General features: G+C 66.0%; 23 protein-coding genes. 15 read left to right on the top strand and 8 right to left on the bottom strand.

Annotated features, from left to right (window positions below):
* Nucleotide 1: 1 nt before the first annotated feature.
* Nucleotides 2-1,327 carry an MFS transporter gene (locus tag HMI57_RS08855; protein ID WP_171585587.1) on the bottom strand — a complete coding sequence of 442 codons (1,326 nt, stop codon included), beginning with the start codon at nucleotides 1,325-1,327 and terminating at the stop codon, nucleotides 2-4.
* 2 nt (nucleotides 1,328-1,329) lie between these two features.
* A complete protein-coding gene (locus tag HMI57_RS08850; RefSeq protein WP_171585586.1) occupies nucleotides 1,330-3,024 on the bottom strand; it encodes an amidohydrolase in 1,695 nt (564 codons plus the stop codon).
* A 120-nt stretch (nucleotides 3,025-3,144) separates the two neighbouring features.
* On the opposite strand from HMI57_RS08850, the gene HMI57_RS08845 reads away from it, so the two are divergent.
* The 14 genes from HMI57_RS08845 (at nucleotide 3,145) to HMI57_RS08780 (ending at nucleotide 16,239) form a co-directional block, all read left to right on the top strand.
* A complete protein-coding gene (locus HMI57_RS08845) occupies nucleotides 3,145-4,338 on the top strand; it encodes a helix-turn-helix domain-containing protein (protein WP_171585585.1) in 1,194 nt (397 codons plus the stop codon).
* A 62-nt stretch (nucleotides 4,339-4,400) separates the two neighbouring features.
* Entirely contained in the window at nucleotides 4,401-5,060 is a 660-nt protein-coding gene (locus HMI57_RS08840; RefSeq protein ID WP_171585584.1) for a hypothetical protein, read from the top strand.
* Between the two features lie 83 nt (nucleotides 5,061-5,143).
* Nucleotides 5,144-6,226 carry a hypothetical protein gene (locus HMI57_RS08835; protein WP_171585583.1) on the top strand — a complete coding sequence of 361 codons (1,083 nt, stop codon included), beginning with the start codon at nucleotides 5,144-5,146 and terminating at the stop codon, nucleotides 6,224-6,226.
* 211 nt (nucleotides 6,227-6,437) lie between these two features.
* Nucleotides 6,438-7,016, top strand: coding sequence for a TasA family protein (locus tag HMI57_RS19360; protein ID WP_171585582.1), 579 nt, complete (start codon nucleotides 6,438-6,440; stop codon nucleotides 7,014-7,016).
* 90 nt (nucleotides 7,017-7,106) lie between these two features.
* Entirely contained in the window at nucleotides 7,107-7,685 is a 579-nt protein-coding gene (locus HMI57_RS08825) for a signal peptidase I (RefSeq protein ID WP_171585581.1), read from the top strand.
* Between the two features lie 188 nt (nucleotides 7,686-7,873).
* Complete coding sequence (locus HMI57_RS08820) at nucleotides 7,874-9,664, top strand: Ig-like domain-containing protein (RefSeq protein WP_171585580.1); 1,791 nt, start codon at nucleotides 7,874-7,876, stop codon at nucleotides 9,662-9,664.
* The gene (locus tag HMI57_RS08815) at nucleotides 9,664-10,065 is read left to right on the top strand and encodes a hypothetical protein (RefSeq protein ID WP_171585579.1); all 402 of its coding nucleotides are present in this window, start codon (nucleotides 9,664-9,666) and stop codon (nucleotides 10,063-10,065) included. The genes HMI57_RS08820 and HMI57_RS08815 overlap by 1 nt, the downstream gene beginning before the upstream one ends.
* Before the next feature lies 1 nt (nucleotide 10,066).
* Nucleotides 10,067-10,768 (top strand): response regulator transcription factor, encoded by a 702-nt coding sequence (locus tag HMI57_RS08810; RefSeq protein WP_171585578.1) that lies wholly within the window; start codon nucleotides 10,067-10,069, stop codon nucleotides 10,766-10,768.
* Nucleotides 10,768-12,027, top strand: coding sequence for a HAMP domain-containing sensor histidine kinase (locus HMI57_RS08805; RefSeq protein ID WP_171585577.1), 1,260 nt, complete (start codon nucleotides 10,768-10,770; stop codon nucleotides 12,025-12,027). Before HMI57_RS08810 ends, HMI57_RS08805 begins: the two co-directional genes overlap by 1 nt.
* 134 nt (nucleotides 12,028-12,161) lie before the next feature.
* Complete coding sequence (locus tag HMI57_RS08800; RefSeq protein WP_171585576.1) at nucleotides 12,162-12,620, top strand: ester cyclase; 459 nt, start codon at nucleotides 12,162-12,164, stop codon at nucleotides 12,618-12,620.
* Between the two features lie 108 nt (nucleotides 12,621-12,728).
* Nucleotides 12,729-13,565 (top strand): alpha/beta hydrolase, encoded by an 837-nt coding sequence (locus tag HMI57_RS08795; RefSeq protein WP_171585575.1) that lies wholly within the window; start codon nucleotides 12,729-12,731, stop codon nucleotides 13,563-13,565.
* A gap of 122 nt (nucleotides 13,566-13,687) precedes the next feature.
* Nucleotides 13,688-14,113, top strand: coding sequence for a VOC family protein (locus tag HMI57_RS08790; RefSeq protein ID WP_171585574.1), 426 nt, complete (start codon nucleotides 13,688-13,690; stop codon nucleotides 14,111-14,113).
* A 105-nt stretch (nucleotides 14,114-14,218) separates the two neighbouring features.
* Entirely contained in the window at nucleotides 14,219-15,436 is a 1,218-nt protein-coding gene (locus tag HMI57_RS08785) for an NRAMP family divalent metal transporter (protein ID WP_171585573.1), read from the top strand.
* 17 nt (nucleotides 15,437-15,453) lie between these two features.
* A complete protein-coding gene (locus HMI57_RS08780; protein WP_171585572.1) occupies nucleotides 15,454-16,239 on the top strand; it encodes a putative hydro-lyase in 786 nt (261 codons plus the stop codon).
* Nucleotides 16,240-16,262: 23 nt separating this feature from the next.
* Here the strand turns inward: HMI57_RS08780 and HMI57_RS08775 are convergent, their stop codons facing one another.
* The 6 genes from HMI57_RS08775 to HMI57_RS08750 all read right to left on the bottom strand — a co-directional run bounded on the left by HMI57_RS08775 (nucleotide 16,263) and on the right by HMI57_RS08750 (nucleotide 23,179).
* A complete protein-coding gene (locus tag HMI57_RS08775; RefSeq protein WP_171585571.1) occupies nucleotides 16,263-16,952 on the bottom strand; it encodes a GntR family transcriptional regulator in 690 nt (229 codons plus the stop codon).
* Nucleotides 16,953-16,985: 33 nt separating this feature from the next.
* Complete coding sequence (locus HMI57_RS08770) at nucleotides 16,986-18,740, bottom strand: biotin carboxylase N-terminal domain-containing protein (protein ID WP_171585570.1); 1,755 nt, start codon at nucleotides 18,738-18,740, stop codon at nucleotides 16,986-16,988.
* 11 nt (nucleotides 18,741-18,751) lie between these two features.
* Nucleotides 18,752-20,428 carry a 5-oxoprolinase/urea amidolyase family protein gene (locus tag HMI57_RS08765; RefSeq protein ID WP_171585569.1) on the bottom strand — a complete coding sequence of 559 codons (1,677 nt, stop codon included), beginning with the start codon at nucleotides 20,426-20,428 and terminating at the stop codon, nucleotides 18,752-18,754.
* The gene (locus HMI57_RS08760; RefSeq protein WP_171585568.1) at nucleotides 20,425-21,183 is read right to left on the bottom strand and encodes a 5-oxoprolinase subunit PxpA; all 759 of its coding nucleotides are present in this window, start codon (nucleotides 21,181-21,183) and stop codon (nucleotides 20,425-20,427) included. The genes HMI57_RS08765 and HMI57_RS08760 overlap by 4 nt, the downstream gene beginning before the upstream one ends.
* Nucleotides 21,184-21,305: 122 nt before the next feature.
* Nucleotides 21,306-21,836 carry a hypothetical protein gene (locus tag HMI57_RS08755; protein WP_171585567.1) on the bottom strand — a complete coding sequence of 177 codons (531 nt, stop codon included), beginning with the start codon at nucleotides 21,834-21,836 and terminating at the stop codon, nucleotides 21,306-21,308.
* Between the two features lie 137 nt (nucleotides 21,837-21,973).
* Nucleotides 21,974-23,179, bottom strand: a complete 1,206-nt coding sequence (locus tag HMI57_RS08750; RefSeq protein ID WP_171585566.1) for an MFS transporter — start codon at nucleotides 23,177-23,179, stop codon at nucleotides 21,974-21,976.
* 75 nt (nucleotides 23,180-23,254) lie between these two features.
* On the opposite strand from HMI57_RS08750, the gene HMI57_RS08745 reads away from it, so the two are divergent.
* Complete coding sequence (locus HMI57_RS08745) at nucleotides 23,255-24,565, top strand: MFS transporter (protein WP_228721009.1); 1,311 nt, start codon at nucleotides 23,255-23,257, stop codon at nucleotides 24,563-24,565.
* Nucleotides 24,566-24,568 lie beyond the last annotated feature (3 nt).

Below are 24,568 nucleotides of genomic sequence, written 5' to 3'. Positions count from 1 at the left end.
ACTACTGCACAATCGCTTTGTCTTTGACACGGAGCTTCTCACCGAAGAACCCGCCGGCCGCCGTAATCAGCGACACCACGATCAGCAGCAGTGACGCGGTCCACGAGCCGCCGCCAGTGGCACCCAGCAGCGCCACAGCGATCAGCGGCAGGAACCCGCTCAAAGCGCCGGCCAGGTTGTAGCCCAGGGCCACGCCGCTGTACCGCAGGTGCGGTGGGAACAGCTCGGTGAGCAGCGCGCCGGTGACGGCGTACGCCAGGGAGACCAGGGCAATACCGATGGTCACGGCAAGGATGATCGCCGCAGGGTTGCGGGTATCGATCATCCAGAACAGCGGAAACGCGCCCGCCGCCGTCGCCAATCCGCCGAAGAAGGTCATCCGACCCGGTCCAACCTTCTCGCTGATCCGGCCAACCAGCAGGACGACGCCGATCTGCACGACGGCGGCCACCAGGGTGGCGTTCACCATCAGCTGGCGGTCCATGCCCAGGGTGGTGGTGCCGTAGCTGATCACAAAGGTGGTCATCACGTAGAACCCGCCGACGCCCAGGAACGCAGCGGCGATAGCGACGAGCAGCCGGCCCCAGGCCTGCTTGAACACGTCGACGGCGGGGATCTTGGCGCGCTCTTCGAGCTTGACCAGTTCACGGAAGATCGGGGATTCCTCGACCTGCAACCTGATGTACAGGGCGATGAGCAGCAGCGGGAACGCGGCCAGGAACGGCAGGCGCCAGCCCCAGGCGTCGAACGCCTCGGAGGGCAGCAGCAGCACCAGGGCAAACGCGCCCGACGACATCAGCGTGCCCACCGGCGAACCGACCTGCACCAGCGCCGCGTACCGACCGCGCTTCTCGATTGGGGCGTGCTCGACGGCGATCGTCATGGCACCGCCCCACTCGCCACCGACGGCGAGGCCCTGCATCAGCCGCAGGACCGCCAGCATGATGGGTGCCGCGAGGCCGATGCTGCCGAAGTCCGGCAGGAACCCGATCAGGCCGGTGGCCACACCGATCATCACGATGGTGATCAAGAGGGCCGGTCTGCGGCCCACCCGGTCGCCGATGTACCCGAAGAGCACCGCACCGATCGGACGGGCGGCGAAGCCGACGCCGAAGGTTGCGAACGCCGCGAGGGTCGCCGCCGTTGCATCGAGCTCGGTGAAGAACAGCCGGTTGAACACGATCGCTGCCGCGGTGCCGAACAGGAAGTAGTCGTACCATTCCAGTGCGGTACCAACGAAGGCGGCGCGGGCAATCTTGCCCGCGTCCTTGCCGCTGACTACCGGAATGTCCGGCTTCTCTTCCTGGGTTGCCTCATGTGGTTGCATGCTCAAACTTCCTGCTTCTGCGTGGTGGGAACGTGCTCTTGCGAATGGACGGTTGGTGAAGTCTCAAGGGTGTCGAGGTAGTCCTGGCCGAAGACGCCGACGCCGTCGATCACCGTGGCCAGCACGGTGATGGCGCCGATCTGCTCGGGGGCGACGTCGGCGGGATGGGCGGAGAGCATCACGAAGTCGGCAAGCTTCCCGGTTTCCAGAGTGCCGCGGTGGGCTTCGTCGCCGGCCATCCACGCGGTGTCAACGGTGTAGGCGCGGAGTGCGGTATCGGCGTCGACCCGTTCCTCGGGACCAAGCACCTTTCCGCCGGAGGTCTGCCGCAGCACCATCGACTGCATGCCGAGCAGCGGGGCGCCGGACGCCACCGGTCGGTCCGAGCTACCGGGCACGCGCACGCCCTGGTCCAGAAAGGAGCGGTGCCGGTAGACCCACGGTTCACGGTCGACGCCGACGGCCGCAGCCATCGTGTCTCCCACCTCGTAGAGGAAGTGCGGCTGCGGGACGGGGGTGACGTTCAGGGTCGCGAACCGGGCCAGCTGGTCCGGCCGGACGATCCCGGCGTGCTCAATCCGGTGCCGGACGTCTTTACGCGGGCGTTCGTTCTGAGCCACCTCGAAGGCGTCGAGGGCGACGTCGACGGCGGCATCCCCGATCGCGTGCGCGGCCACGGTCCAGCCGGAGACGTGGGCGTTGATGATGCGCTGGGTCAGCTCGTCGATGGAGAGCTGGAAGCTGCCGGTGGAATGGTTGTGGTCGCAGAACGCCTCGGTGACGGCCGCCGTCCTGCCAATGAGGGATCCGTCGACGAAGATTTTCATTGCGCCCAGCCGGAGATGGTCGTCGCCGAAGCCGGTGGTGATGCCTAGGTCCAAACCGAAGTTGATGCCGTCGTCGTCGGCGGACTCCAGCGGGTGGAGGGCGTCGCTCGCGGACATCAGCTGCACCCGGGTGGTGAGGGTGCCGCGGCGGCGGGCTTCGGTATAGGCGGCAAGTTCCACCGGGCTGCGGCCGATCCAGCCGGATCCGATGCCCGCCTCGATGACGTGAGTGAGACCCTCGGATGCGTAGATGGCGTTCGCCGCGCCGATCGCGTCGGCCAGGTCGACGATGGGGTAGGGGACCACCAGGGCGGTTACCAGTTTCTGGGCCTGCTCCTCCAGGAGGCCGGTGGGGCCGGAGTCACCGACGACCACGGTGCCGCCCTCGGGAGTGGACACCGAGCGGTCGAGGACCCCGGCGCGATCCAGCACCAATGTGTTCACCACGCACATGTGGCCGGACCGGTGTTTGAGCCACACAGCGCGGCCGGGGGCAGCGGCGTCGAGGTCGTTCCGGTGCGGGTGGGCGCCGAGCACGGTGTCGTCGTAGCCGGAGCCGACTACCCAGGCGTCGTCGTCGAGCCCTTCAGCGAACTCGGTGACCGCGGCGTAGAGCTCGTCGAGGGTCGTGCAGCCGCTGAGGTCCAGTTCGGTGAGCGATTGCCCAAACCACGCCATGTGGTTGTGTGAATCGCCAAACCCGGGGACGACGACGGCGCCAGCGCAGTCGAGCGTCCGGCGGGCGGGGAGTGCTGTGATGTCTTCGTCGAAGCCGACGATGCGGCCATTGAGCACGCCCATCGCGGTGGCCGTAGGGGCAGCTTCGGCCAGTGTGAACAGGCTGGCGTTGACGAGCTTCAAATCGAGCATGAACATCCAAGGGGTTTGGGGGTGGGTGCCGGCTGACAACGGCGGCACCTTTAATGGTGGTCTGGATCACTTCGATAAACAATGGGTGAACACCATCGGGCGGAAGGCTACACTGGGCAGATGCCCAACGGAGAGCCCTATACGCCCAGAAACGAACCCGTTCGTTCGGTCGTGTCCGACGTCGTCGCCGATTGCATGGCCGATATCGACAGCATTACCGACCAGTTCCTGCTCGATGTGCAGCAGATCGAGGGGTATGCCGGATCCACCGTCGATGACAAGGATCTGCGCGAAACAGCTGTGGCGTCCCTGGAGCTGTTGCTGCGGCTGGTGGGGGAGTTGCCGCTACCGGACCGTCTAGCTGGCATTTCCGAGGCACTGGGTCACCGTCGTGCGCAGCAGGGCGTTCCGCTCGAGTCGCTGTTGAAGGCGGTCCGGATGGATTTTCGCCTCCTGTGGGTGGCGATGCTGGAAAAGGTCCCTGCAGCGTCGTTGCCGGATTTCACCCAGGACGCGGTGCGGGTGTGGGAAGCGGTGGAGTTCCACACCATTCGGGTGCACGCCGGTTACCTGGACGAGCTGGCCAGTATGGCGCAGGCGAAGGAGCAGCAGCGAGCGTTCCTGCTGTCGAGGTTGCTCACCTCGGATGGGAAGGACCCCCAGCTGCTGGGTCAGGCCGCGCGGGCGCTTGGGGTCGACGCCGAGAGTCGGTTCATCGTGGCGGTCGCCGCCAGCCACGCGCAGAAGGCATTCCGGGAGCGGGCCGCGGCGGCCGGCGTCGGGCAATTCCTTCACGAGCGCGACGGAGCGCTCATTCTTATCCTGGAAGACCTGCCAGCGCGGGCGGGAAAGGAACCCACAGGGACCCGGCCGTGGCTGGACCAGCTGGACTGCTTCCTCGCGCCGCCAGCCCGATCGCTGGCCGAGGTGCCCCTGATGCTGCGGATCGCTCTGCAGGCTGTGCCCGCGGTTACTCAGGAGTCCTCGGGCAGGCGGACCGTCAGGGAAACGTGGGGCCATGTGGCGGCAGCCCAGCTGGGGGAGTTTGGTCCGGTTCTGGCGGATACGGTGTTGGGTCCGCTGTCGGCTATATCTAGCCATGAGCGGGAGCGACTAATCGAGACGCTGCAGTCCTATTTCGCGTCCGGCTCAGTGTCCGATACGGCCAAGGAGCTCTTCTGCCACCGCAATACGGTGCTGAACCGGCTGGCGCGGTTTGAGCAGCTCACCGGGTTCAGTCCGAACCGGCCGGTCGACGCCGCAGCGGTGCTTGCGGTGCTGAACATTCAGTCTCCGTTCGGGGATGCTGAATAAAATACCCTCTAAGTTTGGAGGCCGGGCCCCAAATTGTCAGAGACCCGTCATATCATGACCGGATGAATATCACTCAGAACACAAATGAGGTTGAACTCCTTCTTGAGATGATTAGGAAGGAGTTGCCAAGAGAAAACTGGAAGCCTTGGCCGGGTGGATATCCGGGGGAAATTGAAGCGGCTCTGATAGATGCGGTCCTCTCTATTCGCGCTTCCTATGGTTCCCCGGAAAACGGTGTGAGGGGTGCGGTGAACCGCTATAGGAGCCACATTGGAGGAGACCACACCGATGATCTGACTCGCCTCTCCGGGATGGATCACGAACTAATGTCGAGGGTTCTGAACAATCAAGTCACGAGTGGCCGGACGAAGGCCTCGGCCATTGTTGAAGCTGCGGGCAATCTTGTCGAAGCGGGAGTGACGGATGCATCAGACGTGGACCCGCTCGATCCTAAACAGAAGAAGGCATATACCTCAGTGCATGGACTCGGGTGGGTGACTTGGGAGTATTTCGGAATGCTCTTGGGAAAGCCAGGGGTGAAGGCAGATAAATGGATTGTCGCCGCAGCAAGCAGGGCAGTCGGTAGGAAACTGTCCTCGGTCGAGGCGCGAGGATTGGTACTGGGGGCCTCGGAAGAACTCAATGTCAGTGCGACCACCCTTGACCACGCACTTTGGGCCCATGAGCGATCTCGCGCAGCGGATGCAATAGAAATTATCTAATTTCCTGCGAAACCCCACTGATCGATTTTCTCAGTACGGTATTTGCTAGTTCATTCGTCAGTGTTGACGAGATTGGAGCCCAAATGAGCGAAATCCTGGTTCGTGCGACAGGGGGCCGCTGGGTCGAGCCAATAGAACATGGATTCGGCCGCGAGGCGGAGTTGCAGCAGATCCTCGCGGATCACCCACAGCTCATTCCCGGCGTCGAGGCCGGCGCAGTTGCCTGCACCGAATTCCAGTCCGGTGCCGGCCCAGCAGATGTCGTCGTGGTCAGTCCGGATGGCTCGTTGACGCTCGTTGAATGCAAGCTGGCATCCAACCCCCAGATCCGCAGGGAGATCGTCGGACAGCTATTCGACTATGCATCTGGATTCTTCAACATGCCGATCGACGAGTTCGAGAGTCGGTGGAAGTCCCGCATGGGGACGTCCCTCGAAGCCAGCATCAGTCCGATCTGGACGGGCCTAAGAGATGCCGTCGAGAAGAATCTCCAGTCCGGCCGGTTTAGCGTTGTGCTGGCAGTGGACGCGATCAACCCCGGGCTAAAGCGGATGGTGGAGTATCTCAACGCGATGTCCGGTCCAAGTACTTCGGTTATCGCCGTCGAGTACGTTCGACACCACGGATCAGGGGTCGAAATCCTGATACCGCGTACCTACGGTCTTGAACTAGCCGAGGCAAAGGTATCTGCCGCAGAACGATCCACCGTCACGTGGACCCTTGAACAACAACGCAGTTGGATCAAGGTAAACGACAGGGAGAACTTGGGCAGGTTTGATCTTCTGGTCCGTTCAGCAGCGGATGTGGACATTCCATTCGTCGGATCCCCGATCGGAGTGAAGTCAGAGGTGCCAGCCAGCGGGTTGCGGATAATACGTGGGGAACTTGGAGAACTTGGAACGGTTTACCTCTACCACTACCGAGGTCGCTCCTCATCTGTGGAGTTTAGTTTTACAAAGGCACCACCCATCTTGGCTCAGGATGAGGAGGCCAGCTCCCGATTTGAAGCCCTTCTCGATGAACTCGCGCTGATCCCGGAAGTCAGCGGCGTCGCCGATCTCCTGAGAACATCGAACTGCGCACGGCGGCCAAACGTCCCGTTGGGCGACCTGTCAGAGGCTGGAATCGGCAGTGTCGTGAAGGCGCTGCAGCGGCTTGTCAGCTAGCCGGTGGACGCGGCAGCGGTGCTGGCGGCCTTGAACATCCAGTCTCCACCAACCGACTAAGTTGCCACTCTGTTGCCTTCGGCGTTCGATGGCTTCGACTGTTCCCTACCCGTGGAGCTTCTGAGCAGTTCCCGTTGCCAGCCTGTTCCAGGCGGCTGAATAACGTTGTGGACATAAGAAACCGCAGCGTTACTCAGTCTCAGGAGCACCCATGAACGCCACCGCCGAAGCCCAGCCCGTTACCCGTCCTAGCGAAGAGAAGAAGACCTTCTCCCGCAGCCGGCGCCTGCTGCTTCCGATCGCTGCGCTGTTCGCCGCCACCGCCCTGGTCGCCGGCTCGGGTGCAGACTTTGTCTCCACCAGCGTCAACACTTCCAACGCCTACACCTCCGGCACCATGACGCAGAGCAACTCCAAGGCCAACGCCGCCATCTTCAACCTGAGCAACGTCAAGCCCGGCGACACCCTCAACGGCACCGTCACCATCACCAACAGCGGCTCCCTGGCCTCCACCTTCTCCCTGAGGGAAGCAGCAACCAACGGGTTCAGCACCAAGTCCAACCTGAAACTCGTCGTCACCCAGCAGGGCGCCACTGCCCCCATCTACTCCGGCACCTTCGGTGAGCTCGGCTCAGCCAACCTGGGCACCTTCGCGCCGGGCGAGGCCCGCACCTTCACCTTCAGCACCAACCTGGCGCAGTCGGCAGGCAACGAGGAGCAGGGCAAGACCGCCACCGCTACCTACACCTGGGACGCAATCCAGACCACGGCCGCCGCCACCAACCAGTAACACCCCCTAAACCGGGTGCGGTGACGAGCACCTGACCGTCACCGCACCCCACCAGCCCCCCTGACAACCAACCAGCCCGAAAGACACCCCATGAGCTCAGCAGCACGACGCCGCAGCCCGCTCCGCAAGGCAGGGGCGATAGCGACAACTCTCGCCGCTATCGCCACCTTCCTTCTCGCCGGCGTCGTGCTGCTGCCGGGACTGCTGGGCCTGGAACGGTATGTCATCACCGGGGGCTCCATGTCCGGAACCTTCGAACGCGGCGCGGTGGTCCTGGCGCAGGTGGTGCCAGTGGACGATCTGGCGGTCGGCGACATCATCACCTACATGCCGCCCGCGGACTCCGGCATCAGCGAGCTGGTCACCCACCGCATCGAATCCATCACCGCATCGGCGACCGGTCCGGTGTTCCGCACGCACGGCGACGCGAACTCCGCCGCAGATTCCTGGACCTTCCAACTCACGGCTCCCACCCAGGCCCGCGTCGACGTGGCCGTGCCCCACGTGGGCTGGGCATTCATTGCCCTGGCGGACAAGGACCTGCGGATGCTGATCATCGGCGTCCCAGCCGCTCTGATCGCCCTGATGAGCGTGGTCGAAGTGACCCGGGTGCTCAGCGAACCCCGGAACGCAACGGCCCAGCCCGGGCCCGTGCCGGTCGCAGGCTAGCGCCGCCCCAGATCAAAGAGTGCCCTCCCACCGTTCGGGGAGGGCACTCTTTCACTTAACTGGCACTAGCCGGCAAGCCAGCGCGCTCTGTTACCCAATTGTGGAAATGTCACCACCGCCTGTTGCATCCCTGTTGACGGCGGCTTTCTACAGTTGAGGGGAAGGCAAACCCCTACCGGAAGCTGGCCATGAAAGTACGCACGTTGATCGCCCTGCTGGCGCTCATCGTCGCGCTCATCGCCGTCGACACTCCCACGTTTTCCACCGCCGCGTTTACCTCGAAAACCACCAACACCGGAACCGTCAGCGCCGCCGTCGACTGGACCCCGCCCACGGTCACCCTCACCAACCCGGGCTCACCCCTCAGGGGAACGGCGACCGTCACCGCCACCGCGGCCGACGCCGAAACCGGCATCGCCACCGTCGCCATCCAGTACCTCGCCCCGAGCACCAGCACCTGGACCAACATCTGCACCGCCAGCACCGCACCGTACTCGTGCGCGTGGGACACCACGCCGCGTCCGGACGGCTCCTACAGCCTCCGTGCGATCGCCACCGATAAGGCGGACTACACGACGACGTCAGCCGTCGCCACCACCACGATCGCCAACGCCATCACGGTGAGCCTCTCCGATCCAGGGGAAGCAGTCCGCGGCTCGGTCCCGCTGACCGTCACCCTCGGCAACGCCGGCTCCACCAGCTACGCCGTGCGCATCGAATACGCGGTGGCGGACTCGGGAAGCTGGAAGACCCTCTGCTCCGCAGCCTCCTGCACCTGGAACACCACCGGCTTCGCCAACGACTTCTACGACCTGCGCGCCGTGGCCACCGCCAACGGCACCACCACAACCTCGGCCATCATCGAAGGGGTAGTAGTCGACAACCTCGCTCCCACCGTGACAATGACCGACCCCGGCTCCCCGCTGAGCGGCGTCCGCACCTTCACCGCCACCGCCACTGACGCCCACTCAGGTGTTGAGGAAGTCACGCTTCAGCACGCCGCCAACGGCAGCTCCACCTGGATCACGCTGTGCACCGTTGCCGAGGAGCCGTTCTCCTGCCGGTACGACTCCACCAAAATAGCTGACGGCACCTACAGCTTCCGGGCCATCGCCACGGACAACGCCGGCAACACCAGGACGTCGGCCACGATTGCCAACCGGGTGATCAACAATGTTGTCGCCTCGGTCTCGCTGGAGGACCCGGCGGCAGTGATCAGCGGCTCGGTGCCGCTCACCGCCAACGCGGCCTCCAGCGCCGGAGTCGCGTCGGTGCGGATCCAGGTTGCTCCCGCAGGAACCACCGCCTGGACCACCGTGTGCACATTGAACGCCTCGCCGTTCACCTGCACCTGGAACAGTGCCGCCGTGGCCGACGGTCTCTACGACTTCCGGGCCGTCATGGTCGATAAGGCAGCAAGGGAGAGCATCTCGGCGACGGTGACCGCCCGCCGTGTGGACAACACCCCGCTGCGCGGCCTGGACATCCAGTCGGCCAATGGGGGCAGCACCCCCGGCCGCATCGAAGCTGGCGACACGATGACCTTCATTTACAACGACCGGGTCAACCTCGGGTCAATCGTTTCGGGGTGGAACGGGTCAGCCCTGGGAGTCACCCTCCGGGCACGGGACGGTAACCTGCTGGGCCTTGGAAGTAACGGCGACACCGTCGACGTATTGCGTAACGGTGCGGTGGTCAACCTGGGTTCGGTGAACCTGCGGCAGAACTACGTTCGGAGCAACAACACCGCATCCTTCGCGGCCACCATGACCGCGAGCACGGCAACCATCAACGGCGTGCCCGTCACGGTGGTGACGGTCGCCCTCGGCCCGGCGGCCAGCAGCAGCAACCGCGTCCGGACGGTCAGCACCACGGCTTCCATGGTCTGGACCCCGAGCGGCCTGGTCACGGACCTCAGCGGTGCCCGGGCATCCAACGCGCCAATCACCGAGTCCGGCTCCCTGGACAGGGACTTCTAGTGTTGGTCATCTTCCGGGCACCTGTGGTCACGGCGATAGCCCTGCTCTTGGGGACAGCGCAGGCGATCGCCGGTGTCCTGTACCTGGGGGACGCCCCGTACCTGTCGGTGCTGCTGTTTCTGGCCGCCCTCTTCTGTGTGCTGGGAAGCGCCAAGTTGTTGCGCGACAACTGCTTCGAGTCCCGGTTTGGGCTGGCGATCGTCGCCGTGTCGACCATCGCCGGGCATATTCTCTCGCTCACCGTTGGCTTGCCGGGGAGCCAGTTTCAGCCGTGGTCGGGGTTGAACGCGATCCTCAGCATCGTGTCGCTCGCGCTCGCCGTGCTGCTGCTCGGCCTGTTGCTGCCCCACCTGTTCTCAGGTGGGGATTCCCAGCCGCCAACCGATTTGTATAGTAGTTGACATGGGGAACAATATTTTGCTGGTCGAGGACGACGACGGGATAGCACTTCCACTGCTCCGCACGTTTGAACGGGAGGGCTACGCTGTCACCCGGGTGACCGAAGGTCTGGAAGGCATCCGCAGGGCCACCGAGGATCAGTTCGATCTCATTGTGCTGGATCTGGGCCTGCCCGACATCGACGGGCTTGAGGTCTGCCGCAAGGTCCGCGAGGACGGCTACGCCAACGGGATTCTCATCCTGACCGCCCGCGGCGGCGAGATCGACCGGGTAGTGGGCCTCGACGTCGGCGCCGACGACTACATGGCGAAACCCTTCGGCCTCGCTGAACTACTTGCCCGCACCCGCGCCCTGCTCCGGCGCGCCGCGCCCGCGAACCGGCCCACGCCGTCGCCAGCTCCCGACGACGACGCCGCCCCGGCCTTCCTGGTCGACCTCCAGGCGCGCCGGGCGTTCTCCAGCGGCAAGGAAATGCCGCTCACCGTCAAGGAATTCGACGTCCTGGCGACCCTCGATAGCTCAAGGGGCGCCGTCATCACGCGTGAACAGCTGATGGACCAGGTCTGGGACCAGAACTGGTTCGGCTCCACCAAGACCCTCGACGTAACCATCGGCCGTCTGCGGCAGAAACTCGACGATTCCGGAGGCGACGTCCAGGTGGTCACCGTCCGAGGGGTCGGGTTCCGGCTGGAGAGGGTGAATTAATGCGGGAGCGCCTCATTGCCGCCTTCGTGGGGCTCGCCGTCGTCGTCGTCGCACTGTATGGGGTCCCGCGCGCCTACATTGTGGCGGATCAGGCCTTTTTCTCTGAACTGCGCAAGATCGAACGCTCAGCGGATCTCTTGGCCGTGTTGCTGCCCGATGCTGCGATGAACGGCCACATCACCGAGGAGTACCTTGGCGAGCTGGTGCAGGCGGGGGAGCGGATCGAGGTGCGGGACGCGGACGACGTCGTCCTCGCGTCCGCTGGTCCGTTGCTGACTGGCCACCCCGATGACATCAGCGTGACCCGTGAGCTCGACGACGGTTCGATCGTCACGCTGGAGCGGTCTGGTCTGACGGTGGCTGCCAGCGTCGCGGATGCGGTAATGCCCGTGGTGATTATCGGCCTCGGGCTGGTGCTGTTTTCTGCGCTCGCTGGGTTCACCCTGGCGCGGTTGCTGTCGCGTCCGTTCCAGGAACTGGCTGACACGGCGGGGCAACTGGGCAACGGCAAGTTCGACCTGGAAGAAAAGCACTACTCGGTGCCCGAGGCCCAGGAGATCAGTGTTGCGTTGCATTCCAGCTCCGCTGCGCTCTCCGATCTGGTGCAACGGGAGCGCGAGTTTGCCGCGAACGCCTCGCACCAACTTCGCACACCCATCACCGCCCTGCGCCTGGAACTGGAAGACCTGACCCTGTGGAAGGAGACGCCGCCCGCCGTCACCGAGCAGTTGACGCACTCGCTGAAGGAGATTGATCGGCTCTCCACGGCGGTGAGCGAGCTGCTGGAGCTGGCCCGCGGGCAGCGGCTCAGCGATGCGCGCGAGGTAGACCTGGGCCTGATTGCCACCCGGGCCGCCGCCCGGTGGGAGCGCCAGATCACAGCTGACGGTCGGGACATCTTCACGCACGGCGCCTCGCTGGCAGCGGTCATCAACCCGGGCCCGGTGCACCAGATCCTGGACGTCCTGATCGAGAATTCCATTGCCCACGGCGCCGGCACCATCCGGGTGGTGCCCGCGGACGCCGGCACCCACCTCCGCCTGACCGTGAGCGACGACGGCGCCCGCCCGATGCACACCAACATCTTCACGCGCCGGGTGTCGCAGGGGCCGGGGGAGGGCATCGGCCTGGCCGTGGCCTCGGAGCTCGCCGAGGCGATCGGCGGACACCTGGTTCTCGGGGCCGAGGAGCGGACCACGTTCAACCTGATGCTGCCGAAGCGGGAGCTCGCCGGGGTCCCGGCGCGCCAGCTAGTTTGAATTCCTGGTTAATTCATCCAGGTGGTTATTTACGTGCACCACCCACCAGTGCATAGTGGGCGGTACACGGCCCTTCTCCCAGAGTGCTCGTTCCAGGGGCCGGCTTTGACCGCCTCTACCCAATGGAGAAGCTCATGGAGAACACAACTGTGACCACCCCCGCCGCCCGAGAGACAGCGACCGAGCTCATCACCAAGTGGGTCGCCCTGTGGAACGGCGACTACGCGATCGCCGAGGACATCATTTCCCCCGAGAACCGTGTGCACGCCGCGATGTTCGACGGCGGCGACGGCAGCGCCGTTGGGGGAGTCACCGGAATGCAGGGTCTTGTCACCCAGATGAGATCGCTCGTGTCAGACCTCGCCTTCACCATCGAGGTCGGTCCGATCGTGGACGGCGACCATGTAGTGATTCGCTGGGTCGCGGTCGGTCACTACAGCGGTGGCCTTCCCGGTGCAGGGGCGCCGGTGGGAACCGAAGTGTCATTCCACGGCACTGACATCCTGCGAATCGTCAACAACCAGATTGTCGAGTACTGGCTCAACGGCGACACCCTCGACCTCATGACACAGCTGCAGGTCGGCGCTGGCTGACGCTCGGTAGAAAAGTTCGACCAGTCACCCATCCAAATGACAGCCTGCTGACGAAGTGAATACGGTCGGCCCAGTACGCCGACCCCATTTCAATTTCGGAGGCTCTTGATGACTGAAGTTACTGCTCACCACGGTCTTTTCAAAGACACGAACCTGCACGTCGACGACACTGGCGGCACTGGCCGGCCAGCGGTCCTGATCCATGGCTGGCCCCTGTCCGGGGAAGCCTTCAGTAGCCAGGTGCCCGCGCTGCAGGATGCTGGCTACCGGGTCATCACCTACGACCGGCGGGGATTCGGCCGCAGTGACAAGCCGAATTCCGGCTACACCTATGACACCCTGACCGAGGACCTGCGCGCCCTCATCGAAGCTCTTGATCTCACCGATGCGACGCTGGTCGGATTCTCCATGGGTGGCGGCGAGGTTGCCCGGTACTTCACCAAGTACGGAACCGATCGGGTGCGCAGCGTGGTCTTCGCGGCGGCAGTGCCTCCCTACCTGATGCAGGGCGAGGACAACCCTGACGGTCCGCTCACAAAGGATGCGGCGGCTGAGATGACCGCGGGGCTGACCCAGGACGAGGAGTCCTTCTACGACGGATTCACCCGCGACTTCTTCTCGGTGGACGGGGAGCTGAAGGTGACTGAAGCGCAGCGCCAGGAAGCCCTCGCCCTCTGCCGTCAGGCGGACAAGAAGGCCGCCCTGGCGTGCATGGAAGCCTTCGGGACCACCGACTTCCGTGACGACCTGCCCAACGTCGCGGTTCCAGCTCTCGTCCTGCATGGCGACGGCGACGCCGTCGTCCCCCTCGAAGGCTCCGGGGCACGCACCCACGCGGCGTTGCCTGGCAGCGAGCTGCACGTGATTCAGGGTGCCCCGCACGGCTGCAATGTCAGCCATGCCGACGAGTTCAACCAGGCGCTGCTCACCTTTCTGAACAAGTAGGTCAAGCTCCCCCGCTGCGAGGAGGATGAGGACCCTTCCTCTTCGCAGGGGGGATCCTGGCCATCCTCAAACCCTTAACCCCCGCGGCAACCATGCGGTTGCCCTTTTGATTGGAACCACACATGCCCATTGCTGTCACAGACTTCGCCCACGTCCGTTTGACCGTCACCGATATCCGCCGATCCCGTGCCTTCTACGACGCGGTGTTTGGATTCGATATAGCGTTTGAGGCGCCACCCGAGGATGCTGATCAGGAGACAAAGGATCAGCTGGGATTCCTCTTCGGCGGCGTGATCTACAGCTTCGGGGGAGGGTTGCTGGGTCTTCGACCGGTTGCCCCATCGGGAGACCGCTTCGACGAAGACCGGGTGGGGCTCGACCACGTCAGCTTCGCCGTCGCCGCTCGTAGTGACCTGGATGCTTCGGCAACGCTGCTGGATGGTCTGGGAATTGAGCACGGCGGGGTGAAGGACATTGGTGCCGGCTACATCCTGGAGTTCAGGGATCCAGACGGTGTTGCCCTTGAGCTCTTCGCGCCAGCGGAGTAACCATTTAAATTGTTGAACAATACCTTGCGCAGATTGTTCAACAACCTGTAGGGTCGTCTCCAATACAAAATGTGACTCCAGTCACCTTAGGTAATGGACGGGCCCATGGCAGATACCCAGAACAAACCGAAGTTGAGCTCCTCGGCTCGGCGAACCGCGCTGCTGGGAGCCATGTTCCTCATGGCGACCAGCGCCATTGGTCCGGGCTTCATCACCCAGACGACAGTCTTCACGGTGCAGATCGGCGCCGCGTTCGCGTTCGCGATCCTGGCGTCGATCCTCATCGACATCGCCGTCCAGATGAATGTCTGGCGCGTCATCGGCGTCTCGGGGCTCCGCGCCCACGAACTCGGTAATAAAGTCCTTCCCGGGGTGGGCTGGTTCCTGGCCGGCCTGGTCTTCATCGGCGGTGTGGTCTTCAACATCGGCAACATCGCCGGTACCGGGCTCGGCGCCAACGCGATGCTCGGCGTCGATCCGAAGATCGGCGGCGCCATCTCGGCGGTCATCGCCATTCTGATCTTCGTCAGCAAGAAGGCCGGGATGGCCCTGGACCGCATCGTGGTGCTGCTCGGTGCCATCATGATCCTCCTAATGATCTACGTGGCCATCGTTGCGGCGCCCCCGGTCGGTGAAGCGCTCAAGAACGCGATCCTGCCCGAGCAGATCGACTTCCTCATCATCACCACCCTCGTCGGTGGCACCGTGGGCGGCTACATCACCTACGCCGGCGCCCACCGGATGCTCGACTCGGGCGTCACCGGTCCCGACAACGTTGGCGAGATCACCCGCAGCTCAGTGCTGGGCATCATCGTCACCGGCGTGATGCGGGTGCTGCTGTTCCTGGCCATCTTCGGCGTCGTCGCTGGCGGTGCCGTGCTGACCAGCGACAACCTGGCCGCTGAAGCCTTCGGAGTCGCGGCTGGCGACATCGGCATGCGGATGTTCGGCGTGGTCCTCTGGGCCGCCGCGATCACCTCCGTCATCGGTGCCGCGTTCACCTCGGTCTCCTTCATCACCACCTCGAAGACGCCCCAGCGCAAGCGGAACCTGATCACCGTCGCGTTCATCGCTGGCTGTGCCATTGCCTACGTCTTCCTGGGACAGGCGCCCCAGGAACTGCTGATCTTCGCTGGCGCGTTCAACGGTCTGATCCTCCCGGTTGGCTTCGGTGTCCTCCTCTGGGTGGCTTGGCGCCGCCGGGACCTGCTGCACGGCTACGTCTACCCGAAGTGGCTGCTGATCGTCGGCGTCCTCACCTGGTTCCTCACCCTGTTCCTCGGCTACACCTCCATCACCGGGCTGGCACAGCTGTGGGGCTGAGTAACGGGCTGAGCGGCATGCCGGCCAACCCTGCCACCATCCTGCCCGCCGACGCCCGCGCCGCCTTCCGCGCCGGACTGGTGACGCCGACGTCGGGCTGGTCCCGCGGCTACGCGCAGGTGAACGTGCTCTCGATCCCGCGGGAACAGGCCTTTGACCTACTGCTTTTCGCCCAGCGCAACCCCAAGCCGTGCCCCATCCTCGGGGTGCTGGAGGCGGGCGAAACTACCGGACCGCTGCTGGCCGGCGGGGACATCAGGACCGACGTCCCCAAATACACCGTCTATCACGACGGCGTGAAAGTGGACGAGCCCACCGACATCACCGCCCACTGGCGCGATGACCTGGTCACCTTCCTCTTCGGCTGCTCGTTCACGTTCGAGTCGGCCCTGCAGGACGGCGGCGTCAGGATCGCTCACATCGACCAGGGCGTGAACGTGCCGATGTACCGGACGAACCGCGACGCCGCTCCGGCCGGAGCCATGTCCGGTCCGCTGGTCGTCTCGATGCGGCCGGTGCCGGCGGCCCAGGTGGCCGACGCCGTCCGCATTACCTCCCGCTATCCCGCAGTCCACGGCGCTCCCGTGCACGTGGGAAATCCTGAGGAGCTGGGCATCGACATCAATTCGCCGGACTTCGGCGATGCGGTGCGGATCCCTGACGGTCATCTGCCGGTGTTCTGGGCCTGCGGGGTCACCCCGCAGGCGGCGGTGATGCAGTCACGGCCTCCGCTGGCAATCGGCCACGCGCCGGGCCACATGCTCATCACCGACGCCCGGGACAGCGACTACCTGGTCCCCTGAGCCGGGGCCCTCATCGAGCGGCGTTAGGAGGCCTCGCTGGCGAGGTGACCCAGGAGTTCGGCCTCGGCCGAGTCCAGGTAGTCACGCAGCCCGGCGGCGGCCTCCTCGCGCTTCCCGGCCCGGAGCCGCTCCACGAGCAGCACGTTGCGGTCCACGTAGTGGCTGTGGAAGTCCGGGGCCGAGGCCATCGCGTGGAACACCAGCCGCATCTCCGCCAGCACCCGGTCCATCAGCGCACGCAGGGATTCGCTGCCGGCCAGGCCCACCACCGCGCTGTGGAGGGCCTGGTTGGCATCGGCCATGTCGGGGACGGAACCGACGTCGCGCGCTGCCTGCGCCCGCTGCACAATGGCCTCCATGTTCTCGAGCACTTCGGGGGTCACCTCACCCCACAACGCTGCAGCGGGTTCGATCATCCGGCGCACACGGTAGATCTCGCGCACCTCCTCGGCCCCCGGGGACGCCACAAACACGCCGCGGTTCGGGATCTTCGTCACCACCGACTCACCCGCCAGGGTGGAGAAGGCCTCCCGCAGGGTATTCCGGGAAACGCCGAGCGCCGTCGACAGCGACTGCTCCGACAACTTGGACCCAGGCGTCAGCTCACCGGCCGCAATCCTGCTCCGCAACACCGTGGCGATCCACGCCGCCGTGTGCGCGTGCTCGGCACCCGCCGTCGCACTCTCCAGCTCCGTCGCTGCCTCTATCGCCATTGCCAATCCCCCAACCCTCGTCACCAACAGATGTTAGTCGACCGCGTCCTGCACTTGGCCCAGCACCTCGCCGCGCGCGACGGCGGCACCCGGCTCCTGCCCGCCCCGCTGGAACGTTCCGGCAGCTGTCGAGAGCACTTCGGTTTCCATCTTCATCGCCTCCACCACCGCGACCGGCTGCCCCACGGTGACCTCGGCGCCGTCGTCGGCCAGCCACTTCACCAGGGTGCCGCCCATCGAGGCGGTGACCTGGCCGTCGTTCTTCCCCGGGTTTTCCGCAGCCTGCCCGACGACGGCGCTGCCAGTCCCACCGCCGCTCATCAGCGCGGCAAAGATTTCGGCGGGCAGTCCCAGCTGGACCGCCTTGCCGTCGATCTCGACCGTGAGGGTTTCCCGGCGAGCGAGGGGGCTTGAGGTTCCGCTGGACAGGGCGGCGTCGAGCCGTTCGGCGAACGCGTTCTCGATCCACGTGGTGTACACGCCGAGCCGGTCCGGGTTGGTGAAGTCGGCGTCCCTCACGACCGCGCGGTGGAACGGCAGCACGGTGGGGAGGCCCTCGATCCGCAGCTCGTCGAGGGCAGCGCGGGCCCGGCGCAGCGCCTGCGGCCGGTCCTCGCCGTGGACGATGAGCTTCGCCATCAGGGAGTCGTACTCGGCGGGGACGCTGGAGCCGGACCGCACCCCGGTGTCGACGCGGATACCGGGGCCGGTGGGGGCCTCGAACACGTCGACCGGGCCGGGGGAGGGCAGGAACCCGCGGCCGGCGTCCTCGGCGTTGAGCCGGAACTCGATGGCGTGACCCCGCGGCGCGGGGTCCTCGGTGATGCTGACGGGCAGGCCCGCGGCGATCCGGAACTGTTCGCGCACCAGGTCGATGCCCGACGTCGCCTCCGTCACCGGGTGCTCCACCTGCAGACGGGTGTTGACCTCCAGGAAGGAGATCACGCCGTCGGGCGCCACCAGGTATTCGACGGTGCCGGCGCTGGTGTACCCGGCCTCGCGGCAGATGGCGCGGGCGGATTCGTGGATGCGGGTGCGCTGGTCGTCGGTCAGGAACGGTGCGGGCGCCTCCTCGACGAGCTTCTGGTTGCGGCGCTGCAGCGAGCAGTCGCGGGTGCCGACGACGACGACGTTGCCGTGCGTATCGGCGAGCACCTGTGCCTCGACGTGGCGCGGCTTGTCAAGGAACCGTTCAGCGAAGCACTCGCCCCGGCCGAACGCGACGGTGGCTTCGCGGACCGCTGAGTCGAACGCATCGTCGATGTCTTCCATCCGGTGCGCGATCCGCATGCCGCGCCCACCGCCCCCGTAGGCCGCCTTGATGGCGACGGGGACGCCGAACTCCTCGGCGAACGCGCGGACTTCCTCGGCGTTGGCGACCGGTCCGTCGGAGCCCGGGACCAGTGGGGCGCCCACCTTGACGGCGATCTCGCGGGCGGTGACCTTGTTGCCGAGGCTGCGGATCGCCGCCGGGGAGGGTCCGATCCAGATGAGGCCGGCGTTCTGCACGGCCTCGGCGAAGTCGGCGTTTTCGGAGAGGAACCCGTAGCCGGGGTGGACGGCGTCGGCTCCCGCCGTCTTGGCGATGGCGAGCAGCTTGTCCATGTTCAGGTACGTGTCGGCACTGGCCGATCCGCCGAGTGCGTAGGCCTCGTCGCTGAGGCGGACGTGGAGGGCATGGGCGTCGGGCTCGGAGTACACGGCCACCGAGGTGAGTTCCGCGTCGGTGCAGGCACGGGCGATGCGGACGGCGATCTCCCCGCGGTTGGCGATCAGGACCTTTTTCATGGGTGCTACTTTCACGAGCTGTGGGTGGTGATCGGGTGCGGAGTGGGCTGCAGGGTCTCGGGATCCACGGTCTGGAACTGGAGTGTGGTCCCCGGCGCCACTTGGGCGGCGATCGGTAGGTCCTCGGGCACGACGACGCCAATCACCGGGTACCCGCCGGTCACCGGATGGTCAGCGAGGAACAGGACGGGCAGGCCCGACGGCGGCACCTGGAGTGATCCGGCGACCACGCCCTCGCTGGGGAGCTCGTCGGTGACGACCCGTTCCAGTGGCTGGCCGGGAGCCTCATTGTCGGGGGTGGCACCGACCGCGAGGCGGACGCCGATCCGGTTCGACTCGCCCGTCACGGTCCAGGTCTGCGTGGTGAGGGATTCCTGGGAGGCCGGGGTAAACCAGTCGTGGCGGGGGCCGCTGGTGATGCGAAGCAGCACTGGCTCCTTCGACCCCAGCCGGATGGCGTCGGGGAGGGTGGACGGTTCCGCGGCGCCGACCGTTCGGCCCTGATCGATCGGGCCGATTGGCAGTACTGTTGCCGCCGTGAGCGGGGCCGGTCCAATGCCCGACATCACGTCGGTGGAGCGGCTGCCCAGCACCTGGGGCACGTCGATGCCGCCGCGGATGGCAACATAGGTGCGCAGTCCGGCGTCGGGCACGTCGAGCTGGAGGGTTTCGCCGTCGTGCAGGGCGAACGGGGAACCCATCGGGGCGGTCCGGGTACTGGTCCCTACTCCGCGGATCTCGGCTGGGGTGATCTCGGCGGGGGTGATGGCACCGGTCAGCGCGAGGGTGAGTTCGCCGTGTGCCCGGACGGTGAGGCCGCCAAGGATGGTTTCAATCACCGCGTCGCCGGGAGCGTTGCCCACCAGCCGGTTGGCCTGGCGGGCGCTCGCGGTGTCGGCGGCTCCGGCTTTGGAGACGCCGACGTCGCCGAGTCCTGGGCGGCCCAGGTCCTGGATGAGGGACTGCGGCCCGGGGGCGATGACCTCGAGGGAATGGCCTGTGGACGGAGGCGTCGTGATGGAGTGGGTGCCGTCGTCGGGCGTTGGGTCAGTGAGCGTGAGGGTTTCCCGGACGGCAACGTACTGCACGGCGGTGCCGGGGCGCAGGAGGGCGGGCTGGTCCCGGTCGAGGTCCCATAGTCGGGACGCTGTGTGGCCGATGAGTTGCCAGCCGCCGGGGGAGCGCCGCGGGTAGACGGCGGAGAAGTTGCCGGCGAGGGCGACCGCTCCGGCGGGGACGGCGGTGCGCGGTGAGGTGCGGCGAGGGACGGTGAGGGTCTCGTTTTCGCCGACCAGGTAGGCGAAGCCCGGGGCGAAGCCGCCAAATGCGGCCGTCCAGAGCTGGCCGGTGTGGGCGGCAACGACGCCGTCGGGGTCGAGGCCGGTAAGGCGGCCCACCTCGGCGAGGTCGTCGCCGTCGTACACCACCTCAATCCGGACCGGGTCGCCGGTGGCAGCGGTGTCAGTGGCGGGGGCGGTGTCGAGGTGGGCGAGGGCTGTGCGGGCTGCGCGGGCGGTGGTGCCGGCGTCGAACACCGCGAGGACGGTCTGGGCGGCGGCGAGGACGTCGACCTGGCCGCGGAGTGGCTGCTCCTGCAGGCGAGCGTGGACGGCGAGGACGGACTCCAGCGAGTCGAGTTGGATTAGGAGCGCGCGTGGCCCGGCCCAGCGGATTTCAGGCTGGCTCATACGAAGCTCCGGATGCTGACGCCGGCTGCCTCCAGGTCTCGGCGGACGGCGGCGGACATCGAGACCGCGCCGGTGGTGTCGCCGTGGAGGCAGATGCTTTCCGCGGTGGTCTTCAGGGTGGAGCCGTCGCGGGCGATGATGACGCCGTCGGTGGCGAGGCGGACCATGTTGGCGGCTACATCGTCCTCGTCGTGCAGGACGGCGCCGGGTTCGCGGCGGGAGACCAGGGTGCCGTCGGGGTTGTAGGCGCGGTCGGCGAAGGCCTCGGCGACGCCGCGGAGGCCCGCCTTTTCGGCGGCTTTCAATGCGACGGAGCCGGGGAGGAGCAGGAGGGGCAGGTCGCCGCCGAACGCCTTGACGGCGTCTACCACTGCCTGCGCCTGGACCTCGTGGGTGACGATCGTGTTGTAGAGCGCGCCGTGCGGTTTCACGTACTTGATGGTGCCGCCGGCCGCGCGGGAGAGGGAGTCGAGGGCGCCGATTTGGTACAGGACGTCGTCGGCCAGTTCGGTGGGGGAGCAGTCGAGGAAGCGCCGGCCGAATCCGGCCAGGTCGCGGTACCCCACGTGGGCGCCGATGGTGACGTTCGCGGCGACGGCGTCGCGGCAGGTCTGGGCGATGGTGGAGGGATCGCCGGCGTGGAAGCCGCACGCCACATTCGCGCTGGAGACGGAGCGGAAGATGGCGGCGTCGTCGCCCATCGTCCAGTTGCCGAACGATTCACCGACGTCGCTGTTGAGGTCGATCGAAACCATTTGTGATCCTCGTCTCTTTCGGGTGTCCCTCAAGGATGCACGAAAAGTCAGGATTGTTCAACAATTTGGGTTGACTGGAGTCATGGCACAGTCGGGACTGCAGGTCCGCTGCTAGGGATGAGCTACCACTTGATGGAGGTCAGGCCGAAGTCGGCCTCGACTTGCTCCCTGAGCTGCTTCCGCAATTGGACCCACTCTTCTGCGGCGTGTTTCCACTCATTCTCGTCTGCCGCGTTCGAGGCGGTGAGGGCGGCCTGGGCGAGTGACTCCATCCGATTCCAGAGGTCCTCGCCGAGCTTCAGCCGTCCGATCTCGATGTCCTCAAAGACCTCGGTCAGTGGGACGAGTTCACCCTTGGTCAGGAAGCCATCTGGGACGGGATGGCCCGATCGGATTCGGTTGAGGTTCGTCATGATCCGCTGGAGCCGCGCATCGAGGGAGGACATCACTTCGAAACGCTCGATGAGGATCATTTCCTCAAAGGCCGAGCGGCGCTGGAGAAGTGTTTCGAAGCGTTTGGTCTTCTCGTCGAACGTTCGCGCAATCGTCTTTTCCACAATCAGCTTCACCAGGAACACCACGACGGCGCCGACAGCGATGAGCGCGACGACTGGCGGTGAGTAGGTGGCAAGCCACGCGAGCAGGTCATTCATGGGCACTCCACCCCTGGGATTGGGTGCAACACCAGGCGCTGCGCTGCACCGAATAGGGCCACAGTGTAGTCCTCCGCCCGACCGGCTGCAGCCTCCTGAGCGGCGCCGGATCCTTCGGTAGGGGTCGAGCCTTTGCCCTAGTCCCGGAGCCTCTTCTCGAGCCGGAAGGCGACCAGCGCCGTTGCTGCTCCGGCGGCGGCGACCACCGCGGCGAGGGCCCAGCCGACGCCGTCGGGAAAGTGGGTGAAGATGAACCCGAAGACGAGCGGGCCCAGGGTGGCGCCGAGGTAGGTGCCGATCTGGGTGATGCCGGTGGCGCGGGTGGTGTGGGGGTGGGAGGTACGGGACACGACGAAGTGGGCCAGGCCGTTCCATCCCCAGCCGAGGCCGAAGGCGATGATGCAGCCGATGCCGTACGCGATCGGGTTTCCGGACGCCATACCGATGAGCCCCACGCAGCCGGTGCCCATCATGATGGCGACCGTGGCCATGGAGCCGCCGATGCCGCGGTCGGCGGCGATGCCGACGAGCGGCCGCGCCAGGATGCCCGCGACGCTGGCGGCGCCGAGGAGCAGGCCCGCGGTGGCGGCGTCGAACCCGGCGCCGACTGCCGAGGACACGGTAAACGAGCCGACCACGTTGGCTTGCGCGGATCCCAGTCCGCTGGCGATGGCTGTCATCAGAAGGAACGGCCGCAGTTCGCGGGGAAGGGGAGTGCTGGTGGGTTTGCTGACGGCTGTGGCGCTCGCTGTGCGCCGGGGTATCGACCGCAGCAGCACCGGGATGAACAGGAGGGCCAGGCCTGCGGCGATGGTGAAGGTCCATTGCCAGCCGATGGTCAGCGCCACCAGCGGGACCGAGAGCCCGGCTGCCAGGGTGGCGGCGGGGATGGCTGCCTGCTTGAGACCGAAGGCGAAGGCCCGGTTTCGGGTGCCCACCTGTTCCACGATCAGGCCGTTGGAGAGCGGCTGGCAGAGTGCGTTGGCAGCGCCGGCGAAGGTGAGCCACAGGATGAGCCACGGCCAGTCGGGTGTGAGGAACGCGATCCCTGCGAGGGCGATCAGGCCCAGGCAAACGCCGAGCGGCATGCCACGCCGGAGTCCCAGGGCGGTGGCGGCGACGCCAGCGGATGCAGACAGCAGGGCTGAGACGCCCCAGAAGACGGCTACCACGATGCCCAACGACGACGGCGTCAGGTTCAGATCTGTTTCCAGTTGGACGGCGAGTCCGCCGATCAGAAAGACCGGGAGCACTCCCACGACGGTGGTGAGCGCGGCCATGGCTGTCGCCAGGCGGCCGGGCCGGCGTCGTGCAGGTTTTTGCGTTACCTCAGCGGCTGTCACGCCTTCAGCCTAGTTGCATCGCGCAACAGGTTGGTTTTGCGTCGTCACATGCGTGGTTGGGACTACGCTCTTCCCATGACCAGCAGTCAGCCTCAGAATCGACCGCCCGACGCCGACGATGTGCCCGACGCCGTGTCCGTTGCGAGCACGGAGGTCGACGTCGTCGCTGTCCAACGGCGGACCGTCGCGGTACTGATCGTCGGGCAGGTGCTGGGCGGGATCGGTATTGGCTGCACCCTGTCGATTGGGGCGGTGATGGCGGCCAACATCTCGGGGTCGGACGCGCTGTCCGGGACGGCAAGCACCCTGAGCACGCTCGGCGCCGCGGCGAGTGCCATCCCGCTGGCCCGGCTGGCGCAACGGCTGGGCCGCCGTCGGGCGCTGACCACCGGGGCTCTGCTGGCTGCATCAGGGTCGGTGGTGGCCATTACGGCCGCCGCGCTCAGTTCCTTTCCGCTGCTGATGCTCTCCTTTGCCTTGTTGGGTGTGGGTGCCGCAGTGAACCTGCAGTCCCGGTTCGCCGCCACCGACCTCGCGAGTCCGCAGCATCGGGGTCGGGATCTTTCCCTGGTGGTGTGGTTTACGACAGTTGGCGCCGTGCTCGGTCCCAACCTCATTGGCCCGGGGGAGACGATCGCGTCGACGTTGCGGATGCCTGATCTCACCGGGTCGTTCCTGATTGCGGTCACCGCCCAATTGGCGGCCGCGGCGGTGTACCTGGTGGCGCTGCGTCCTGATCCGTATCTGTTGAGCAAATCCACTTCGGCAAAGAGCGCTGAGGAGACTGGCCCCGGGGCGATCCGCGGACGGGGTCCGCTGGTCTTCGCGATCGGATCCATCGCTATCAGCCATGCGGTAATGGTGTCGGTGATGTCGATGACGCCCGTCCACCTGATCAACCATGGCGTCACGCTGACGATTATTGGGCTGACCATTAGCCTGCATATCGCGGGGATGTTCGCGTTGTCGCCGCTGTTCGGCTGGTTGAGCGACAAGGTGGGCCGTGTGACCACCATCCTGATCGGCCAGGGCCTGTTTGCTGTGTCGCTGCCGATTGTGGCGTTGGGCGAGGACGATCCGGTCCTGGTGACGGTGGGGCTCGTGTTCCTCGGATTGGGGTGGAGTGCGGCGACTGTTGCGGGATCCGCGCTGGTGGCAGATCTGGTGACCGGGGCGGCGCGGCCGAAGATTCAGGGCCGTACCGACCTCATTATGAATCTGGCCGGGGCGGTCGGCGGAGCTTCCTCCGGGGTTGCCCTGGTGCTGATCGGGTATGCCGGGCTGGCCTGGGCAGCGGGGGTGCTGGTGTTGGTTGTTGTGGCGGGATCGGTGATTGCACGACCGGGCGCCACCCGGTCGGGGGCCCGGGAGACTACCGCCGTGTGAAGT

Source organism: Arthrobacter sp. 260, assembly GCF_013116745.1.
In the GTDB taxonomy this organism is placed as follows: domain Bacteria; phylum Actinomycetota; class Actinomycetes; order Actinomycetales; family Micrococcaceae; genus Arthrobacter_D.
The sequence above is the reverse complement of the archived record's forward strand: the minus strand, read 5'-3'. Positions and strand labels throughout refer to the sequence as shown.

What these genes read in the sequence shown, in the direction of transcription:
- HMI57_RS08855 (WP_171585587.1), bottom strand. Translation starts at nt 1,327, where the DNA reads ATGCAACCACATGAGGCAACCCAGGAAGAGAAGCCGGACATTCCGGTA.
- HMI57_RS08850 (WP_171585586.1), bottom strand. Translation starts at nt 3,024, where the DNA reads ATGCTCGATTTGAAGCTCGTCAACGCCAGCCTGTTCACACTGGCCGAA.
- HMI57_RS08845 (WP_171585585.1), top strand. Translation starts at nt 3,145, where the DNA reads ATGCCCAACGGAGAGCCCTATACGCCCAGAAACGAACCCGTTCGTTCG.
- HMI57_RS08840 (WP_171585584.1), top strand. Translation starts at nt 4,401, where the DNA reads ATGAATATCACTCAGAACACAAATGAGGTTGAACTCCTTCTTGAGATG.
- HMI57_RS08835 (WP_171585583.1), top strand. Translation starts at nt 5,144, where the DNA reads ATGAGCGAAATCCTGGTTCGTGCGACAGGGGGCCGCTGGGTCGAGCCA.
- HMI57_RS19360 (WP_171585582.1), top strand. Translation starts at nt 6,438, where the DNA reads ATGAACGCCACCGCCGAAGCCCAGCCCGTTACCCGTCCTAGCGAAGAG.
- HMI57_RS08825 (WP_171585581.1), top strand. Translation starts at nt 7,107, where the DNA reads ATGAGCTCAGCAGCACGACGCCGCAGCCCGCTCCGCAAGGCAGGGGCG.
- HMI57_RS08820 (WP_171585580.1), top strand. Translation starts at nt 7,874, where the DNA reads ATGAAAGTACGCACGTTGATCGCCCTGCTGGCGCTCATCGTCGCGCTC.
- HMI57_RS08810 (WP_171585578.1), top strand. Translation starts at nt 10,067, where the DNA reads ATGGGGAACAATATTTTGCTGGTCGAGGACGACGACGGGATAGCACTT.
- HMI57_RS08805 (WP_171585577.1), top strand. Translation starts at nt 10,768, where the DNA reads ATGCGGGAGCGCCTCATTGCCGCCTTCGTGGGGCTCGCCGTCGTCGTC.
- HMI57_RS08800 (WP_171585576.1), top strand. Translation starts at nt 12,162, where the DNA reads ATGGAGAACACAACTGTGACCACCCCCGCCGCCCGAGAGACAGCGACC.
- HMI57_RS08795 (WP_171585575.1), top strand. Translation starts at nt 12,729, where the DNA reads ATGACTGAAGTTACTGCTCACCACGGTCTTTTCAAAGACACGAACCTG.
- HMI57_RS08790 (WP_171585574.1), top strand. Translation starts at nt 13,688, where the DNA reads ATGCCCATTGCTGTCACAGACTTCGCCCACGTCCGTTTGACCGTCACC.
- HMI57_RS08785 (WP_171585573.1), top strand. Translation starts at nt 14,219, where the DNA reads ATGGCAGATACCCAGAACAAACCGAAGTTGAGCTCCTCGGCTCGGCGA.
- HMI57_RS08780 (WP_171585572.1), top strand. Translation starts at nt 15,454, where the DNA reads ATGCCGGCCAACCCTGCCACCATCCTGCCCGCCGACGCCCGCGCCGCC.
- HMI57_RS08775 (WP_171585571.1), bottom strand. Translation starts at nt 16,952, where the DNA reads ATGGCGATAGAGGCAGCGACGGAGCTGGAGAGTGCGACGGCGGGTGCC.
- HMI57_RS08770 (WP_171585570.1), bottom strand. Translation starts at nt 18,740, where the DNA reads ATGAAAAAGGTCCTGATCGCCAACCGCGGGGAGATCGCCGTCCGCATC.
- HMI57_RS08765 (WP_171585569.1), bottom strand. Translation starts at nt 20,428, where the DNA reads ATGAGCCAGCCTGAAATCCGCTGGGCCGGGCCACGCGCGCTCCTAATC.
- HMI57_RS08760 (WP_171585568.1), bottom strand. Translation starts at nt 21,183, where the DNA reads ATGGTTTCGATCGACCTCAACAGCGACGTCGGTGAATCGTTCGGCAAC.
- HMI57_RS08755 (WP_171585567.1), bottom strand. Translation starts at nt 21,836, where the DNA reads ATGAATGACCTGCTCGCGTGGCTTGCCACCTACTCACCGCCAGTCGTC.
- HMI57_RS08745 (WP_228721009.1), top strand. Translation starts at nt 23,255, where the DNA reads ATGACCAGCAGTCAGCCTCAGAATCGACCGCCCGACGCCGACGATGTG.